An 18,281-nucleotide genomic window follows, 5' to 3' on the forward strand; every position below is an offset into this window, starting at 1 on the left:
GCTACGAGCGAACCCCTGAACACTTCCTCGCATTTGCCGACATCGCCTGCACCCTGACCTGCTACAACCACCTCACCAAATGAGATGTGGCCTAAACGGTGCCGATGGCCACCCATCGGCGCCTGATGATCCGGAAGGCACACGGCAATGCTTCCCTACGATCCGTACGACTTCCTTCCCCAGGTGGGCACGTTCACGTTGACATCGCAATCGGTGACAGACGGGCAACCCCTGGGCCGGGACCAGACCGGCGGCATCATGGGGGCCGGCGGCTCGGACATCTCCCCGCAGTTGAGCTGGTCGGGGTTTCCTGAACAGACCCGCAGCTTCGCGGTGACGGTGCTGGACCCGGACGCGCCGACGGCCTCGGGTTTCTGGCACTGGGCCGTGGCCGACCTGCCCGCCACGGTCACCGAACTCGCGGCAGGGGCCGGCGACGGGCGCCGACTACCCGGCGCGGCGGTGACCCTGCGCAACGACGACGGCCTGGCGCGGTATGTCGGCGCGGCACCTCCGCCCGGACACGGCCCGCACCGCTATTTCATCGCGGTACACGCGGTGGACGTGCCCACACTCGACCTTCCCGACGGCGCAACGCCCGCATACCTCGGATTCATGCTGTTCACCCACGGCATCGCGCGAGCCGTGATCCACGGCCTCCACGAGAGATAGACCATGGGCCTGGCTACGAAGTAGCCGCGAAGTAGCCGCGCCCTCTGACTGGCTTCCTTAGGACTTCTGGGTCAGCACGGCAGGGTCGACGAACGCCGGATCACGCGGGGTTTCCGTACGGTACGGTCCAGCGTCGGCGTCCCACTCGTCCTCCTCGTCGCCGAGCCGTTCGATCAGCGCGAAGAGCAGGTTCTCGACCGGGCGTAGCGCGGCTACCGGGGCGGCCAGATCTGCTGAGGCGACGAACCGGGACCCGGCCGCGCCGATCGACAGCACCGACAGCCAGCCGTCGTCGTCGGCGGCAAGCATGTTCGCCCCGGTCTCGGCCCAGAAGAGCACCGTGCCGTCGCCTGGTCCGGCCATGACCGGACCGGCGCCGGCGAACATGAGCAGTGCCGTGCGCACGTGGTCCTCCGCGAAGCCGAACCGGAGCAGGTAGGCCTCCAGCGCACCGTCGCGGTGCAGCAGCACCGTCGACTGCGGGCCGCCGTCGCACGCCTGCTCGACCAGGCCGCCGAAGAACTCGCGGGGCGTCGCGCCCGCGGCGTCCCATACACCGTCGACGCTTTGGCCGTCCCAGTACCGGCCGTCGAACATCGCCGCCGGATTGGCGATGGCGGCGTGGCCGGGCGCGGGTGTGTCGAGCCATCGGTCGAAGCCCTCCCGCGACATCGGGACGCGGGCCGCCAGCAGGAAGGTGTCCGACACCGGGTCCTCCAGGAGTTGATCGGCGAGCGCGGCAGCCTATCGAGCCGCGCCTGGCGGCGTCCAGCCGGGACGGACCGCCCCGCTACTGTCCGCCTGGCAACCCGGTCCGGGGACGCGACTGGCTGGACGACGAATGAACGGACCCTCGTGACTGGCCCCGGCCTATCGTTGGACAATGAAGTACGCCGATGGAGTCCTGGGTAAGGACATCCCGACCGAGTTGGCTCGCCTGCGGGCGCTGGAAGAGCTGTGCGATCCGATCTCCAAGGGACTCATCGGAAGTCTCGGCCTGGCACCCGGCTGGCTCTGCGCGGACGTCGGTGCAGGAGCGGGCTCGGTGGCACGGTGGCTGGCAGAGACAGCCACCGTGGTGGCGACCGACCTGGACACCCGCTTCCTGACCCCCGGCGAACGGCTGACCGTGCTGGCTCACGACGCGACCGCCGACCCGGTGCCAGGCGGTCCGTTCGACCTCGTCCACGCACGCTTCCTGTTCGAGACGCTCCGTGATCCCGAGGCTGCCGTCGGGCGGCTGGTCGAGTGGCTGCGCCCCGGCGGCCACCTCGTGGTTGTCGGGGTCGACATGACGGTGTCGGCCATGACGCCGCATCCGGAACTGCGGGCGGTGACCGGAGCACTGCTGGAGGTGTTCCGTGCGCAGATGGGCACCGAGCCGACATTCGGCAGGCGTCTACCGCCGCTGCTCGCGGCGTACGGCATGACCGACATCCGGATGGCGGTGCATCCGCTGCTGGTCGGTGACGGCGGGGCGGGGGAGAGGGTCATGCGGGCGACGTTCGAGCAGGCTTTCGACACGATGACGGCCACCGGGCGGCTGACCGTCGAACAGGTCGAAGCGAGCAGGGCCTGGTTCGGGCGGCCCGGCCACCTCGACATCCTTGCCCTGATGCCCGTCGTCTGGGCACGCCGCCCGCAATGACCCCGCCTGATCTTCGACTGTACGGGCCTGAGTTCATGCTCCTGCAGGGTTCGGACCAGCACTCGGTGCCCTGCCCGCAGGCGCGGTGGCGCGGACCAACCGGTGGCGCACCCCCTCGGCATCGGGATGGCCGAGGTCGTCGAAGATCCGTAGGGCCCGCTGCCAGGTTCGTATGGCGCCTGCTCGGTCGCCCAAGGACCATCGGCTGTCACCGAGCCGGTTCAGGGTCTCCGCTTCGTCGTAGCGGTCACCGATCTGCGTGATGAGGATCAGGGCCCGGTGGTAGCACGAGACCGCCCGGCGGTAGCGGCCGAGACGGTCGTGGATGAAGCCGAGGCTGTCCCAGGTGTTCGCCTCGCCGTGCCGGTCGTCGGTCTGGCGCAGCAGCACCAGCGCTCGCCGGCAGTGGTCCAGCGCCGGCCCGTACTGGCCGAGTCTGGCGTACGCCCACCCCACCCCGTTGTGTGCGCTGGCCTCTCCGGACAGGTGACCGGCGACCCGGTACAGCTCCAGGCCTTGCTGCGCGTGGTGCAGGGAATCAGCATGACGGCCGAGCCGGTCCAGCAGCGCGCCGAACGCCCGGTGGGTCCGTGCCTGCCCGGTGTGGTCGCCGAGTTCGCTGAAGAGGTTCAGCGCCGCGCGGTAGTGGCCCTCCGCCTCCTCCCGTTCGCCGACTCGGGCAAGCGCCCGGGCGAGATCGCGGTGAGCGCTGGCCTGCCCGGGCCGCTCGCCCACCTGCTGCGCCGCGGCAAGGGCGGTGCGCTGCGCGGCGACCAGGTCCGACCAGTGGCCTTGGCGTTGCAGGAAGTCCACCAGGGTCCGTGCCAGCCGCCAGGCGTGCTCTTCGAAATGGGCGCGTTCGGCGTGGTCTACCGCAGCCAGGAGCACGCGGTACTCGGCGGTGAACCAGCTCAGCGCGTGGTCGTGATCGGCGATCTGCTCGGGTGCCACCCCGGGTGGGGCGTCGGGCAGGCTGATCGGATCCCAGCCGGCCTGCAACAGCAGTGCGGCCGCGTGTGCCGTGTGAAGGTAGTGGTCCAGGCCGCGCTGGGTCGCCGTCCGCTGGGTGTCGAGGGTTTCGATGCTTTCCGCCAGGTTGGCCGCGTACGCCCGCAGCAGGTCGTGGAGGCTGAACCTGCCTGGCAGGTGTTCGGTGACCAGGTGCGCATGGGCCAGTTCGGCCAGTAGCCGGCGCACCTGGACTCGGGGCAGGCCGGCCAGGCTGGCAGCGGCGGGGATCGCGGTGTCCGGCCCCGGATGGCAGGCCAGCAGCCGGAACAGGCGCGCGGCGGGCGGGCTCAGATGCTGGTACGACCAGGAGAAGACCGTCTGCACGTCGGTGCTGGCGTCACCGCCGCCGCCGAACCCGTCGGGTAGCCGCCTGGTCTCCCGCAGCTCGGCGGCGAGAGTCGACAACGGGAACGACGGATGTGCCGCCCCTCGGGCGGCGACCACCGCCAGCGCCAGCGGCAGTCGCGCGCACCGTTCGATCATCTCGTCCACGGCCTGCGGTTCTGGGGCCAGCCGGTCTGCGCCGAGGCGCCGTGCCAGGAACTGCCACGCCTCGTCGAAGGCGAGCAGGTCGACGGTGATCGGGACGGCGCCCTCGGCGGCGACCAGGCCGTCGAGGCGGTTGCGGCTGGTCACCAGTACCTGGCAGCTCGGGCTGCCGGGTAGCAGGTGGCGCACCTGCTCGACGTCGCGGGCGTTGTCCAGCACTATGAGCATCTGCCGGTCGGCGAGCAGGCTTCGGTACAGCCCCACCTGCGCGGGCAGGTGCGTCGGGAGGCGTTCGGGCGGCACGTCCAGTGCCTCCAGGAATCCGCGTAGGGCCTCGGCGGGCGGCATCATGGAGCCGCTGGGGTCGAACCCGCGCATGTTGACGTACAGCTGGCCGTCCGGGTAACGCTCTGCGGCGCGGTGGGCCCAGTGCACCGCGAGAGTTGTCTTGCCGACCCCGGCGGTGCCCGACAGCACCACGCTTGTCGCGGCCGGCTCGGCTGAGCTGCCTGTCCCGTCGACTGTGGTGGCGTCGAGCTGGGCGAGCAGCTCCGCGCGGCCTACGAAGGCGGCCAGGGCCGGTGGCAACTGCTGCGGCACGGGAGCACCTGCCGCCAGGCCGTTCGTCTGAGCCCGCGCGGCACCGGCTGCGGTGTGCCCGCCGGGCGGGTTCATGCGACGTCGACCTTCCTCGACCTGGTCGCGTGCGGTCGCCAATACGCCTTGCTCAGCGCTGGTGGCCCCGAGCAGCCGGGTCAGGATGTCGAACCGCTCGGTGGGGGGCAGGACGTTTCCCGCGAAGTACTCCCCGATGATTCCGTGGGACCAGCCGGTCTTCGCTGCCAGTTGCCGGTACGTCAACAAGCTGCCGCCGTGCTGGCGGGCGTGGCGGTGCCGCAGCTTGCGCAAAAGCAGGGCCAGGTCCCGCACCGTCTGCAGTTCGCGATCCACCGCGAGCGCGGAGTGGGGTGCGTCGGGTGTCTGGTGGGACGCCTGCCGTGCGCCGGGACGCACTGTTTGGTCGTGCATTCTGTCTCCCCCTGCCGGCCACCCGGCAGTCTCATGCGCTGACACCGCGGATGGCTCAGTCTTTCTGGCATCACTGGAACATGGCCGTTTTATTCGATACATAAGGCATTAATGCCGCGCAGCTGGGCATGCCGAAGGCCGCCCATGGCTGAGGTCGAGATCCACAGGTCGCGTGTGGACCACCGCGGCAATGCTCGACGGGCCCGTACCGCCGCCCGTGGCGATCCGCCGCGCCGGTGCGGAGGCCTGTGCCACAGGTCCAGGTGTCCAACGTGTCCAACATCCCCATTGGACAGTCGTTCCATCGATAACAGTAACCGTCTGAGCGGATGCCGCACGGGCTCCGCCACAGGTTGGGAGAACATGAATGGCAGTCACAACGACCGGGCGACAGGTCTCCACGGCCCGGATCCTCGCGGCCGTCGCGTTGGCGGCCGGGGTAGCCCTGGCTGCGCCCCAGTCCGCCGCGGCCGCCCCCGGCGATGCGGGCCTTTCCGCGAAGGCCGGCGTGACCGGAGGCGCGGTGGCGGTCCACGCCGAGGCGTGGGCAGCCGGACGCGCGAAGTACGGGCGAAACGTCACCGCGGCCCAGGCGGTCGACGCGTTCTGGACGCCGGAGCGCATGCGCGCGGCCAGGCCGATCGAGGAGTCGCCCGAGTACGCCCGCGCCATGGCCGCGGGCAGCGCGGCGGCGAAGACCGCGGCGCCGCAGGCGGCCACCGCCGCCCGCAAACCTACGGTGATCCCACCCTATGAAGGGGCCCTGGGCACCCCCAAGGGCAGTGGCGCGTCGACACTGGCCGTCAACCCGAACTTCGCCTCGTCCCACCCGACCGCGCGCACCAGCGGCAAGGCGTTCTTCGTGCTCGGCGGGCTCTCCTACCAGTGCTCCGGCACCGTGGTGAACTCTGCGGGCGCCGACACGGTGTGGACGGCCGGACACTGCATCCACAGCGGCGCGGGCGGCCAGGCCGCCTCCAGCTGGGCGTTCGTGCCGGCCTACGACGACGACCTGGCCAACCCGCGCCCGTATGGCACCTGGTACGCCGTCAGCATCTGGACCATGAACGCGTGGATCAACTCGTCGGCCCCGGCTGAGGACATGGGCGTGGCGATCATGGGCACGCTGAACGGCAACCACATCGTCAGCTACCTCGGCGGCCAGGGACTGTGGACGTTCGCCGGCACGCAGAACCTGCAGAACGCGTTCGGCTACCCCGCCCAGGCTCCGTTCGACGGCGGCAACCTGCTGCGCTGCAGTGGCTACTCCTCGCAGGAGAACGCCAACGTCTGGACCGAGACGATCAAGATCCCCTGCAACTTCAACAAGGGCGCGAGCGGCGGCGGCTGGCTGCTGAACTGGGACGGCAACTGGGGCCTGGTCAACGGGATCAACAGCCGCGTCGACAAGCTGCCCAACCCCACGATCGTGGCGTCGCCGTACTTCGACCAGACGGCCCTGGACCTGTACGACTTCACCAAGAACATGTGAGCTGTCCGCGGCCGCGGATCTCCATGACGATGCTGTGGGAGTCGCATGACTCCCACAGCATCGTCACTGCCCACCATGATCGTCGGATCTGCTCGACTCGCGATGTGCCTGCCTGCCTGCCGGCCGACGTTGATCGTCGGCGGGCTACAGGTTGTTGATTCGGGCGACCAGTTCTGCCTCGGTCAGGTTCTCCAGGACCGCGTCCTGCTTGCGCCCGAGGACGGCAAGCAGCTTCTCCTTCTCCAGCTTCTTGGCTGCCGCCGCCTTCGCCGCCTGGTCCTCCGCGAGGCGGAAGGCGATGACACGCTTGACGACCGCCAACTTGGTCTCCAAGGTCGCCTTGGCCGGATTGGCCTCGGTGGCCACGAACGACTCCGTGTCGACGGCCTTGAGCTCGGCGTTGACGGCCTTGGCCACGTCATCGAGGCTGAAGCCGGACTTGGCGGTCAGCGGAAGCTCCCACAGCTGTTCCGTGGTCAGCAGGCCCTTCGCCGACGGGTAACGGAACTTCTCCCGGGTGGCTGCCTCAAAGATGGTCATGGTGGCCTCTCGATGTCAGGGTGGGTACTCAGAACTGAATGCTGATGAGGCGGCGCCGACCGGCGGCCATGGCCACCTTGGCGAGCACGCGGTTGCGGACCGTGGAGCTGAAGCCGAGGCCGGACAGCTGATCCGGGGACGGCTCGCACTTGGTGCGGTCGCCGAGAACCTCGAACACCTTGCGGTGCGGTTGCAGGTCGCCGCGGAGGAACTCGTTGTAGATCCCTCGGGTCGGCTGGTCGTTCACGCACCCTTTCAGGATGAAGAAGTAGTGGCGGTTGCCGACCTCGCTGTCGTCGAAGTGGTTCGGCGAGTACATGATGGTGGACACCGGCACGAACTGTTCTGTGGCGATACCCCAGAGGTCTTTGCTCGCGCTGCCTGGCTGCATGTCCTTACCCGGCCGGAACGCGGTGATCACCCCGCCGGCGACCGTCATTCGGCCGACCTCGACGGTCTTCTTGTGACCGACCGCCCGGTCGTGGCTGTATTGTTCGGTCTTTCCGTTGCTCTCGGTCTCGATCACGAAGCCGACCCCGGTGCTTTCCCGCATGTTGAACTGGTTCACCTCGATCCGGTACTCGCCGTCGGGGAGGTGGTCGGTCCAGGTGACGTTCTCCACCGGCTCGCGCGAGTACGCTCCGCCCGCGTTCATGTCGACGTCCAGCTTGTTGCGCTTGTCCTGGTACCAGATGTGGGTGCCGTCGGGCTCGAAGACGTGCAGGTCGAGGTCGTCGTGGTTGAACCAGGACAGGCTCACCCGCAGCCTGCCGGTGACGTTGCCGCCGGCCCGCTTGACCTTCTCCTTGATCGAGTCGGCGACGTTGCCGCGGTAGGACCAGCCGAAGTCGTTGTCCCAGGTGAACAGTCGCGGGGCCGACGGGTGCCGGCCGGTGGTGAGACTGACGAAGTGCGGTTCGTGGCTGTTGGCGACCCACAGGTCGATGCTCGCGGCGCCGGGCAGGATGTCCTTCATGAAGGCGACCACGGGAACCTCCTCCGGCTTCGCGTCACGAAGGCGCGCACCTGCGGAACCGGTGGCGGCCGCCTGCATGAGCAGCCCTTCGATGCCGTCCTTCATCCGCGCCTGCGTGTCGTTGTCGACCCACAGCACGTTGGTGACCGACACGTCGGACAACCGCGCGAACCGGCGCTGCAACGACTCCTCGATGCCCAACTCGTCGATGGTCTTCATCGCGGCCTTGACCATGGCCGGGGTGATCAACGCCGTGGGGCGCTGGTAGTTCTGCGGTGCCACCTTCGTCTCGAACGACCGGACCGCCTGCTCCAGGTCGACGCCCGCGGAGAGATCCTGGACGAGGGTGCCGATCACCGTGTTGCGGAACCGGGCCGCCGGGTTCATGGCGTTGGCGAAGATGAAGGCCCGTCCATCGGCCGCCTGCGTCCACCGGTTCTGCAGCGACCGGAACTCGGTCACCGCCCGACGGTGCTCCGTGCCGCGGTAGAGGGCATTGTCGTCGATGAGGTCGACGACGGTGTCCAGCGCATGCTGGGTAAGCTCGGCCAGGCCACGCTGGAACACCTGCACCGCGGCGTCGAAGGCACCCCGTTCGGCGCCGGCGTCCCTGGTGCGGTGCCGCTTCTCCACCCGGCCGTGCAGGTGGTGCCACACCTCGACCTGGCCGTCGCGCAGGGATCGGGTCGTCTTGGTCCCGTACTGCGCCTCGGTGGACCGGAAGATGCCGGACAACGGCAGCGTGCCGACGAATTCGTCCATCGCGGCGGCGACGACGGCGAAGACCGGGTCGGATGAAGACACCCCGGACCAGACGGTGCGGATCCGGCCGTCGTCGATCTGGACCACGTTGCCGAAGTTCTTGACGAACCCGCGGCAGGTCGAACAGTCGTACTCGGACCGCTCACGGAACCGGAGATTGGTGCCGGCGGGGAAGGAATCGAGGAAGGTGAGCCAGAGTGAATCCCGGTCGAGACTGTCGCCGACGACGTACAGCTCTCCCTCGGACATCACCGATAGACGGGTGGTTACATCCGTCACGAACTGCTCGAAATCGACCACTTGTCATCTCCCTTGATCACCGGAGATCCTAGGGGGCACAAGCCATCGGAGAAACGCATTTCCGGTCGTCCGCAGGGTCACCGGCGGGTCAGCGGAACGCCCCGGTTCCTGCCTCTGCGATGGCGCTCTACGCTGTGAGCCGTGGATGGCGACACCCGATCCCCAGACCGGCCGGCGCTCGCGCCCAGCCCGGCGGACCTGCTGGCAGTCGGCCGGTCGATGCTTCCGGTGGTACGGGAACTGCTGTCCGCTGTCCCGGCAAGCTGCACCTGGCTGCTGCCCGTCACCGCAGAACACGGTGAGGTGGCCGACTTCGAGATCGCCGCCGTCGGCACGAAATCGCACGACGTCGCCGGCCGCGATGGCGACCAGCGGCTCGGCCACCGCCTCGGCGCCCTGTATCCGGCAATGGTCGGCGGCCCGCTGTGGGAACTGTACCGCCAGGTGTACGCCGACGGCTCGCCGCGGCATCTGCCGGACTTCCAATACCACGCCGAGGGGGAGGGTGTGATCGCCACGTCGCTGTTCGACGTGTCGGTGCACCGCGTCTGCGGCGGCCTGATGGTGTGGTGGAACCGCCTGGACGAACGTGAGCGCCGCCGCGAGCAGACCGAGCTGCTCGGCAATCTCGGCTGGGGTGAGACCGACCTGCTGACCGGGCAGGTCAGCTGGTCGCCGGGAATGTACCGGATCTTCGAACGCGATCCCGCGCTCGGCCCGATGAGCACCGCCGAGCAGACGGCGCACATCATCGCCGACGATCAGCCGCTGCGCGAGACGGCGTGGCAGATGCTCGACAGCGGCCTGGTGTCGGACCTGACGTTCCGCATCCGAGTCGGCGAGAAGGTCAAACACATGCGGCTGCTCGCCGACACCGCCCGTGACGCCGCCGGCAAGCCGGTGAAGCTGTACGGGGTCGTGCAGGACGTCACGGCTCGCGAGACGTCACGCACCGACGTCGAAAGGCTCCAGGAGGAGTTGCGGACACGGGAACTGACGATGGTCGCCGAGCACCGGCTCACCGGGCAGCTCCAGCAGATCATCCAGCCGCTGCCCGACGCCCCGTTCGCCCTCGCCGACCTCGAGTTGTGGGTGCAGTACCTGCCTGCCGAGGACAGGGCCCGGGTGGGCGGGGACTGGTACCACGCCATGGCGCTGCCCGATGGGCGGGTCATCCTGGCCATCGGCGACGTCGTCGGTCACGGCCTGACCGCCGCCACCGCGATGGCACACCTGCGCTACGCCCTGGTCGGGTGGACCGCCGTGGAGGAAGCCGACCCGGGGCGGTTGCTGTCGCACCTCAACCACCTGTGTCTGCGCCTCGGCACTACCAGCACCGCCGCGATCGCCGTGTACCAGCCGAGCGACCGTACCCTGCGCTGGGCACGGGCGGGACACCCGCTGCCGCTGCACCATCACGCCGGGCGCACCCGGCCGCTGACCCGGGTCGACGGACTGATCCTCGGCGCCCTCGCCACCTCCGAGTACCCCGAGACCCGATGCCGGCTGCACGCCGGCGACCTGCTTTTGTTCTACACCGACGGACTTGTCGAACGCCGCGGACGCGACACGAGCGACACCGTCGACAGAGTCGCCCGCACGATGGCCGCCGCCGCCGCGCACCCCGACGGCAGACCCCTGGCCCACCTCGCGGCGCTGCTGGGCGACGCCAGCCCCGACGACGACACCTGCCTGCTGGCCGTGTCGGTACGGCCATGACCTGCGCCCGCGCGGCGGCTCGGCCGGCGTCAGCACATCATGCGCAGCTGAACCGACCCGTCGCTGTCCAGGGACACCGAGTCACACACCCGTGAGACGATCGCCATCCCGCGTCCCCGGATCGCATCGGCCGCCGGCATCACCGCCGACGCGGGACGCGACCCGCCCGGCCGCTGGTCGCGCACCTCGCACACCACCGCGCCCGCGTCCGTCCACACGCGCACCACACCTCCACCGCCGGTGTGCTCGATCGTGTTCGACATCAGTTCACTGACCGCGAGCATCAGCATCTCGGCACGCGCCGTAGGGAGCCCGGCCGCCACCGCTCGATCGCGCACGAATCCGCGTATCCCCGCGAGGTCATCGGCGACCGTGAACGCCGCCTCGTCCGCAGGGGTGGCCAGGGTGCTGTCAGGCTCCATCGCCGATCACCACTCGCCCTGCGGCTGGGGGGCCAGCAGCGCACCGACCCCCGTCAGCTCCAGCACTGTGGCCACCATGCCTGTCGCCCGTGTCACATGAACGGTCGTGCGTCGCGACTGCGCTGTGCGGTAAGCCGTGACGAGGACGTGGATGCCGCTGGAATCGAGGAACCGCAGTTCGGCGAGATCCACCTCGACCGGCAGAGCGGACTCCATCGCGGCATCCAGTGCCGAAGCGAGCCCGTCGCTGGAACTCATGTCGCACTCACCGCCGACGCTTACCACGATGCGGTCAGCCGTCTCGGCGATGGACACCGTCAGCACTCCCATACTGCAACAGCACCCATCTGTCGACGATGAACGGACCGTTCGCCATCATCGCACCGTAGGTGCCTGGTCCGGTAATTGACGGCTCAGGCCGATGGCAGTGGGGCCTGGCCCGGGACACGCTCCTGTTTGGAGACTGAAAGCGATCTGAAAGGGGCCGCGACGATACTCCGTCCGGTATCAGCCTGTGTGCTGGCTGATGGGGGGAGGGTGTTGTGGGACGAGGTTTCCGGGACGCGCGACGGATGGCGCGGGCCGCTGTGGCCTGCCTCGTGTTGACGGTCGGCGGGGCAGGACCGGTGAGCACCGGTCGGCCGGCGGCACCGCGGGGCGTCGAGCCGATCTCGCACGTGAGCGTGCAGGAGGCGCCGGACAGTGCTTCGGCGCTGGTGGCGGCGAAGCGGCAGCAGACGCCGGTGCGGGTGGCGGATCTGACGACCGAGACGCGGTTGGTGCAGGCGAAGCCGGACGGGCGCATGGCGGCGGAGATGACGACGGTGCCGGTGCGGGTGCGGCGCAACGGCAGTTGGCTGCCGATCGACACCACCCTTGAGGTCAAGCCGGACGGCTCGGTCGGTCCGCGGGTCGCGGCGACCGAGGTCGCGTTCTCGGGCGGGGGTGACGCGGCGATGGTGCGCTACGGCGTTGGCGCGTCGCGGGTCGGCTTCTTCTGGCCGAAGGCGCTGCCCAGGCCGGTGCTCAGCGGCGACACGGCGACCTATCGCGAGGTGATGCCCGGCATCGACCTGGTGTTGAAGGCCGACAACGCCGGTTACACCCAGCACATCGTGGTCAAGACGCGTCAGGCGGTCGCTTCGGCGCGGCAGGTGCGGCTGGGCATGACGACCGAGCGGGTGAAGGTCGGCGTCGGACCCGACGGGTCGATCGAGGGCCGGGATCTGCAGGGGCAGCCGATCTTCCGGTCGCCGCCGTCGCTCATGTGGGACTCGGCATCCCACCGCAAGGAGGCGCTGGCCACCGTCGCGATCCGGGACAGGTCACTGGTGATCACGGCAGATCGCAAGCTGCTCGACGATCCCGACACGACGTTCCCGGTCACCATCGACCCGGCCCCGGCGCAGCTCGGCAAGTTCGCGTGGGGCGGGGTCTACTCGGGCAACGCCGGCCGCGCGTACTACAACAGCACCGCCGACCCGGCCGGCACCGCGCAGGTGGGTCTGTGCAACTGGTCCAACTGCAACGCGGTCGTCGGCGTCGCCCGCACCTATTTCCAGTACGACACGCGTTGGCTGGGCGGCAAGGAGTTCATCAAGGCGTTCGTCAACACCGTCGCGGTCTACCGGCCCGACTGCGGGGTCGTCAACCAGCACCTCTACTGGGCCGACGGTCAGTACGGCGCGGGCACGACCTGGAACAATCAGCCGGGCCACTGGGTGATCGACACCAAGGCGGTCGCGGGCGCGCGTTCCGGCTGCGCCGACCCTGGTGAGCACCATGTCGGCTTCGACACCAAGGGCCACATCCGGTTCGGCGACTTCTCCAGCTACTTTCTCGGCGCGGCCGACGAGGGCAACTCGAGCTACTGGCGCAAGTACGATCCGGGCCGCACGGTGCTGTACGTCGAATACAACACCAAGCCGAACAAGCCCACCGAGCTGTCGGTCTCGCCGTCGCGTGTGGCGTGCAAGAACTGCGGCGGCAAGGTGTACCTCGGCGACGACCTGATCGACCTGCGCGCCCGGCTCACCGATCCCGACGGCGACCAGATGAGCCCCTACTGGCAGATCAACGGCGTCGGCATCTGGGGCGGCGCGGTCAACTCCGGCGACCTGGCGGTCAGGACCTTCGACGCGCGCACGCAAGGCGATCAGACCACCATCGGCTGGGATGTGCACGCCGTCGACGCGCACTGGAGCCAGTACGAGGTCGGGCCTTCCTTCGTGGTCGACCGCAAGAGCCCGGTGAAAGGACCGACGGTCACCAGCGACGTGTATCCCGCCGACAACCGCTGGCATGGGGGCACGACGGTTCCCGGCGTCTTCACGTTCACGCCCGACTTCGCCGCAGACGAACTGCGCGACATCGACCATTACCGGTACGGCTGGGACGCCTCGGCTGTCGAGAGACTCGACGCGAGTGCGCTCAACGCGTCCGCGTCGATCCCGCTCACACCGCCCGGGGACGGGCCGCGAGACCTCTTTGTCTACGCCGCGGACCGGGCCGGCCGGCTGAGCCCGGTGACGATCCACCACTTCTATGTGCGCGCCGGTAACGGCCCGCTCGCCCAGTGGTCGTTCGAGGGCGATACCAAGGACACCGCGTTCCTCGGCTTCCGCGACGGCACACCTTCGGGTGGCACGGCCTACACCCCTGGCGCTGTGGGCAATGCCATGACGTTCGACCCGGCGACGATGGCGCACGTCAAGGCACCCAACGCGGTCAACACGACGGCCGGTTTCAGCGTCTCGGCGTGGGTGAAGCTGGACACGGCGGTCGGTGCCCGGGCGATCGTGAGCCAGGGCGGTGACCGTTTCCCGGGATTCGTCCTCTGGCACCGCGGCGACACGGCAGCCGGTGGTTCCCGCTGGGTCTTCGGTATGCCCGGCGCCCAGAACTCCGGCGAGTTCGCCGTCGCCGCCGAGACCGTTCAGACCGGCGTGTGGACGCATGTCACCGGTGTCCACGACGCGCAGTCGCGCAAGATGCGCATCTACGTCAACGGCGTGAAGAGCGGCGAGATCGACCGCACGCTGCCCGCGTGGAACGCGACGGGTGAGGTCCAGATCGGGCGGACCATGTGGGACGGCAACCCCGGCGTCGACCACTTCCCGGGCTCGATCGACGAGGTCGCCATCTGGGATCGGGCCCTGTCCGACACCGAGGTGCGCACCGCCGTCAGCCGGGACAACGTCCAGGTCGGCCACTGGCGCTTCGATGAGCCCAACGGTCTGACGGCCGCGAACAACGTCAGCGGCGGCGCCGCGGGCGTGCTCACCGGTGGGGCGTCGTTCACCACCCCGGGCATGGTGGACGGCTCGCTGCGGCTCGACGGCTCCACCGGCGCGGTGAGCATGGGCGGGCCGCTCGTGGACACCGACCGCAGCTTCACTGTCGCGGCGTGGGTGGAGCTCAGCAGGCAGGCCCCGCAGAACACCGCGGTGACGATGTTGTCGCAGGACGGCCAGCACTGCAGCGCCTTCGCCCTGCACTACCGCCCTGACCCCGGCAGCGCCGACAGCGGCCGCTGGTGGATGCTGCTGCCGAACAGCGACGAGCCGACGCCGACCGCGAGCACCATGGTCGGTAGCTCGGTCCCGGCGAAGGTGGGCCAGCGGGCCCACGTCGCCGCGGTCTATGACGCGAACACCAAGCTGGTGCGGCTCTACGTGGACGGGCAGTCGGCCGGAGAGACGACGCGGGTCGGCGGCTTCCGCGCCGCCGGGGCGTTCACCGTCGGACGGGGGCGATGGAACGATGTCAACACCGACTTCTTCCCGGGGCGCATCGACGAGGTGCGCGCCTACAGCCGTCCGCTCGGTCAGGCCGAGATCCAGGGCCTGGTGAGCCAGAACAACGTCACCGAGGGCCTGTGGCGGTTGGACGGGGGCCTGGCCGACACGTCGGGCAAGGGCCGCGATGCCGGCAAGGCCGAGACGATCGGCTTCGCCGGCGGGCAGACGACGAGCCCTGACCCGGCCGACCTGGCGCTGGCGCTGGACGGCAACGGCTATGTCTCGGCCCCGAAGGCGCTGGACACCAGTCGCAGCTTCGCGGTCTCCGCCTGGGCGCGGCTGGACCGCGTCGGCGGCCATCCAGCGGTCGTGTCGCAGGACGGAACGTATGTGAGCGCGTTTCAGTTGCAGGCCACACCGGACGGCCACTGGGCGTTCACGATGTTCAGCCATGACCGGGCCGACGGCGGCGACGTGCATCACCGGCTCGTGGGCCCGTCTGTTCAGGTAGGCGCGTGGACCCACCTGGCCGCCGTGTACGACGCGGCGACGCGCCAGGAACACCTGTACGTCAACGGGGTCCTCGCGGGCACCGGCACCGCTCCGGCCATGTGGAACCACGCGACCGGTCAGTTGCAGATCGGTGCCGCGAAGTGGAACGGCACTCGCGTCGACCGGTTCCCGGGGGCGATCGACGACGTCGCGGTCTACAACCGCGTGCTGTTCGCCGACGAGGTGCGCACCCAGGCCGGACGGGATCTGAGCCTGGCGCACCAGTGGACGTTCGACGAGCCCGGCGGCGCCAACGCCGCCGACGCGGTGGGCAGCCGCACGGCCTCGCTGTCCGGCGGCTACCAGCGTGCGGTCGGGCGATCCGGAAACGCCCTGCGCCTCAACGGCTCCAACGCCACCGCGACCACCGCCAAGGTCGATCTGCGCACCGACCGCAGCTTCACGGTCTCGGCGTGGGTGCACATGGATCCGGCGGACTGCGCGGACCCGTACGCCGGCTGCCGGCGCGACGCTGTGACCGTCGACGGTGCGCAGACCAGCAAGTTCCGGCTGGGCCACCTGGTCGACGACGGCGACAACCTGTCCGGCTCGTGGATCTTCGAGATGCCGGAGAGCGACACGACTCCGGCCGTCGCACGGGCCGCGGTCTCGGTCGCGCCCGGCGAGATCAACGCCTGGGTGCACCTGGTCGGCGTCTACGACGCGCCGTCCAAGACGATCTGGCTCTACGTCAACGCCGTGCGCCAGAAGGACGGCGTGCTGGACACCTCGTGGCAGGCGACCGGCGGCCTGGCGGTCGGGCGGGGCAAGGCGGTGGGGCAGTCCGCCAACCACTTCCCCGGAATGGTCGACGACGTGCGGCTGTACACGGGCGTGCTCGACAAGACCCGCGTCGCGGCGCTCAAGGCGTCCTACCCGAGCGAGGCCGCCACGGCCGCCGTGCCGACCGACCGGCTCGGTCACTGGACGTTCGACGAGATGACCGGCACCACCTCGGCCGACAGGAGCGGGAGCAACCGCCCGGTGACGATGGCCGGCGGCGCCGGTTGGGTCGGCGGGCGCAAGAACGGCGGGTTCAAGCTGGACGGCACCTCGGCCTACGCCAAGACGGCGGGTGCCGTCGTCGACACCACGGGCAGTTTCTCGGTGGCTGCATGGGCCTACCTGGAGGGCGCCGACTACGGCAACCGCACGCTCGTGGCGCAGGACGGCAACCGGGTGAGCGCGTTTCTCCTGCAATACAACAAGCAGGCGGGCAAGTGGGCGGTGATCGTGCCGTCGTCGGACGCCGACGACCCGCCGGCGGTGGTGCTCACCTCCGCCGAGGCGGCGCCGGTCAGCGACTGGACCCACCTCGCCGTCACCTACCACAGCGGGCTCAAGCAGCTCAAGCTCTACGTCAACGGCGTGCTGTCGGCGATGCGGGCCGAGGTGGGCACGATCCCGTCCACCGGTCCGCTGACGATCGGGCGAGCGAAGTGGAACGGAGTCCTCGGGGACTACTACAACCACGCCATCGACGACGTCCAGGTGTTCGGCCGGGTGCTGAGCGCGGGCGAGGTGCGTGCTGTCCACGACGACGCGTACGCCGGCGCCATGGGCCGTTACACCTTCAACGGCGACACACCCAACGATTCGTCGTGGCGGGGCAACCACGCGACGGCGCACACCTCAGGAGTGTCGTACGGCCAGGGCTTCTCGGGCCGGGGGCTGGTCCTGGACGGCCAGTCGGGCCGGGTGGCCACCACCTGGCTCGGTATCTCCACCCGTGACAGCTTCACGGTCAACGCCTGGGTCAACCTGGCCCGAAAAGATCAGATCGCGACCGTCGTCGGTCAGGACGGCAGCCGCAACTCGTCGTTCTTCCTGCAGTACCGCCCGGGGCCCGACCGCTGGGTGTTCGGCCACCACCTGCAGGACGCCGACGCGTCGGGCGTGGAGTACGCGCAGTCGGTGCAGCCGCCGGTCGTAGGCCAGTGGACCTACGTGACCGGGGTCTACGACTACGCGGCCCGGCAACTGCGCCTGTACGTGGACGGGCAACTCGTGGGCACCAAGCAGAACGTGGCGCTGTGGGTCGGCAACGGCAAGTTCACGGTCGGCCGCTCTCAGGTGAACGGGCAGGCGTCGGAGTTCTTCCCCGGCACGATCGATGAGGTCACCACCTATCTGGGGATCCAGAACGGGACCGACATCGCCCGCATGGGCTGGGCGGACGCCGCAGGCGGGCAGCTGGGCCGATATGTGAACGCCGCCGGCGACCACTACAGCGGGTCGAGCAGCACCGCGACCCGGCCGGGTTACCACTTCGAGGCCACCCTCGGCACGCTGGTAAGCGGCGACCGGCCGGACACCCGCTCGCTGTATGCCTGCACGTCGGGCAACGACGCTTTCACCTCGACCGACCCCGCCTGCGAGGGTTCCACGGTGGTCGGCGAGATCGGCAAGGCCTACACACGCCAGCCGACCAACGTGGCCACGATGGCGATCTACCGCTGCAACGACGGCCGAGACCGGTTCGAGTCGCGCAGGTCGGACTGTGCGGGCGCGGCCAACGGGCAACTGCTCGGCTACACCCTGGCGTATGCCCACCTGGGGCGGTCGATCACCGACGGCGACCACTGGCAGGGCGTCGACGGTGCGCCGTACGGCCACCGCTTCGAGGGCGGGGCCGGCTGGGTGCCGCTGCTCAGCCAACCAGGCACGGTCCCGCTGATCAGCTGCTACGACGGCACGGACCAGTTCCTGTCCACCGATGGCGCCTGCGGTGGCAAGACCGTGGTCGGCGCGATCGCCGAGATCTGGCCGACGGCGCCGCCCGCGGTGGAGAGCAGGCCTCTGTTCTCCTGCCGGATCAACGGGCAGCGCTTCGTCGACTTCAGTCCCACCTGTGCCGGCTACACCGTCGACGGGCAGCTCGGATTCGTGATCCTCGGCGCGCCCAACCCGATCCCTGTCTTCTCGTGAA

General features: G+C 69.5%; 11 protein-coding genes. 5 read left to right on the plus strand and 6 right to left on the minus strand.

Annotation, left to right across the window (positions count from 1 at the left end):
• The first annotated feature begins 147 nt into the window (after window positions 1–147).
• A complete protein-coding gene (locus AB0B35_RS34565; RefSeq protein ID WP_361053812.1) occupies window positions 148–672 on the plus strand; it encodes a YbhB/YbcL family Raf kinase inhibitor-like protein in 525 nt (174 codons plus the stop codon).
• Window positions 673–729: 57 nt separating this feature from the next.
• On the opposite strand, the gene AB0B35_RS34570 is transcribed toward AB0B35_RS34565, so the two are convergent.
• Window positions 730–1,380 carry a hypothetical protein gene (locus AB0B35_RS34570; protein WP_361053814.1) on the minus strand — a complete coding sequence of 217 codons (651 nt, stop codon included), beginning with the start codon at window positions 1,378–1,380 and terminating at the stop codon, window positions 730–732.
• Between the two features lie 175 nt (window positions 1,381–1,555).
• Here AB0B35_RS34570 and AB0B35_RS34575 point away from each other — a divergent pair, with 175 nt between their 5' ends.
• Window positions 1,556–2,320 (plus strand): methyltransferase domain-containing protein, encoded by a 765-nt coding sequence (locus tag AB0B35_RS34575; protein ID WP_361053817.1) that lies wholly within the window; start codon window positions 1,556–1,558, stop codon window positions 2,318–2,320.
• 33 nt (window positions 2,321–2,353) lie between these two features.
• On the opposite strand, the gene AB0B35_RS34580 is transcribed toward AB0B35_RS34575, so the two are convergent.
• Window positions 2,354–4,849 carry a tetratricopeptide repeat protein gene (locus AB0B35_RS34580; protein WP_361053820.1) on the minus strand — a complete coding sequence of 832 codons (2,496 nt, stop codon included), beginning with the start codon at window positions 4,847–4,849 and terminating at the stop codon, window positions 2,354–2,356.
• A gap of 367 nt (window positions 4,850–5,216) precedes the next feature.
• Here AB0B35_RS34580 and AB0B35_RS34585 point away from each other — a divergent pair, with 367 nt between their 5' ends.
• Window positions 5,217–6,341 (plus strand): hypothetical protein, encoded by a 1,125-nt coding sequence (locus AB0B35_RS34585; protein WP_361053823.1) that lies wholly within the window; start codon window positions 5,217–5,219, stop codon window positions 6,339–6,341.
• Between the two features lie 144 nt (window positions 6,342–6,485).
• On the opposite strand, the gene AB0B35_RS34590 is transcribed toward AB0B35_RS34585, so the two are convergent.
• A complete protein-coding gene (locus AB0B35_RS34590) occupies window positions 6,486–6,881 on the minus strand; it encodes a hypothetical protein (protein ID WP_361053826.1) in 396 nt (131 codons plus the stop codon).
• Window positions 6,882–6,909: 28 nt separating this feature from the next.
• Window positions 6,910–8,919 (minus strand): hypothetical protein, encoded by a 2,010-nt coding sequence (locus AB0B35_RS34595; protein WP_361053829.1) that lies wholly within the window; start codon window positions 8,917–8,919, stop codon window positions 6,910–6,912.
• Window positions 8,920–9,060: 141 nt separating this feature from the next.
• Between AB0B35_RS34595 and AB0B35_RS34600 the strand changes: the two genes are divergently transcribed.
• Entirely contained in the window at window positions 9,061–10,638 is a 1,578-nt protein-coding gene (locus AB0B35_RS34600) for a SpoIIE family protein phosphatase (protein ID WP_361053832.1), read from the plus strand.
• 29 nt (window positions 10,639–10,667) lie between these two features.
• Here the strand turns inward: AB0B35_RS34600 and AB0B35_RS34605 are convergent, their stop codons facing one another.
• On the minus strand, window positions 10,668–11,060 hold the full coding sequence (locus tag AB0B35_RS34605; protein WP_361053835.1) for an ATP-binding protein: 393 nt from the start codon (window positions 11,058–11,060) through the stop codon (window positions 10,668–10,670).
• A gap of 6 nt (window positions 11,061–11,066) precedes the next feature.
• Complete coding sequence (locus AB0B35_RS34610; RefSeq protein WP_361053838.1) at window positions 11,067–11,375, minus strand: STAS domain-containing protein; 309 nt, start codon at window positions 11,373–11,375, stop codon at window positions 11,067–11,069.
• 311 nt (window positions 11,376–11,686) lie between these two features.
• Here AB0B35_RS34610 and AB0B35_RS34615 point away from each other — a divergent pair, with 311 nt between their 5' ends.
• On the plus strand, window positions 11,687–18,280 hold the full coding sequence (locus tag AB0B35_RS34615) for a LamG domain-containing protein (protein ID WP_361053841.1): 6,594 nt from the start codon (window positions 11,687–11,689) through the stop codon (window positions 18,278–18,280).
• The last annotated feature ends 1 nt before the right edge of the window (window position 18,281 follow it).

It is taken from the genome of Catellatospora sp. NPDC049133 (genome assembly GCF_040648455.1).
In the GTDB taxonomy this organism is placed as follows: Bacteria; Actinomycetota; Actinomycetes; order Mycobacteriales; family Micromonosporaceae; genus Catellatospora; species Catellatospora aurea.

Bases quoted from the DNA above. Each gene is read 5' to 3' on its own strand.
- AB0B35_RS34590 (WP_361053826.1), bottom strand. From the start codon at position 6,881: ATGACCATCTTTGAGGCAGCCACCCGGGAGAAGTTCCGTTACCCGTCG.
- AB0B35_RS34565 (WP_361053812.1), top strand. From the start codon at position 148: ATGCTTCCCTACGATCCGTACGACTTCCTTCCCCAGGTGGGCACGTTC.
- AB0B35_RS34575 (WP_361053817.1), top strand. From the start codon at position 1,556: ATGAAGTACGCCGATGGAGTCCTGGGTAAGGACATCCCGACCGAGTTG.
- AB0B35_RS34580 (WP_361053820.1), bottom strand. From the start codon at position 4,849: ATGCACGACCAAACAGTGCGTCCCGGCGCACGGCAGGCGTCCCACCAG.
- AB0B35_RS34605 (WP_361053835.1), bottom strand. From the start codon at position 11,060: ATGGAGCCTGACAGCACCCTGGCCACCCCTGCGGACGAGGCGGCGTTC.
- AB0B35_RS34585 (WP_361053823.1), top strand. From the start codon at position 5,217: ATGGCAGTCACAACGACCGGGCGACAGGTCTCCACGGCCCGGATCCTC.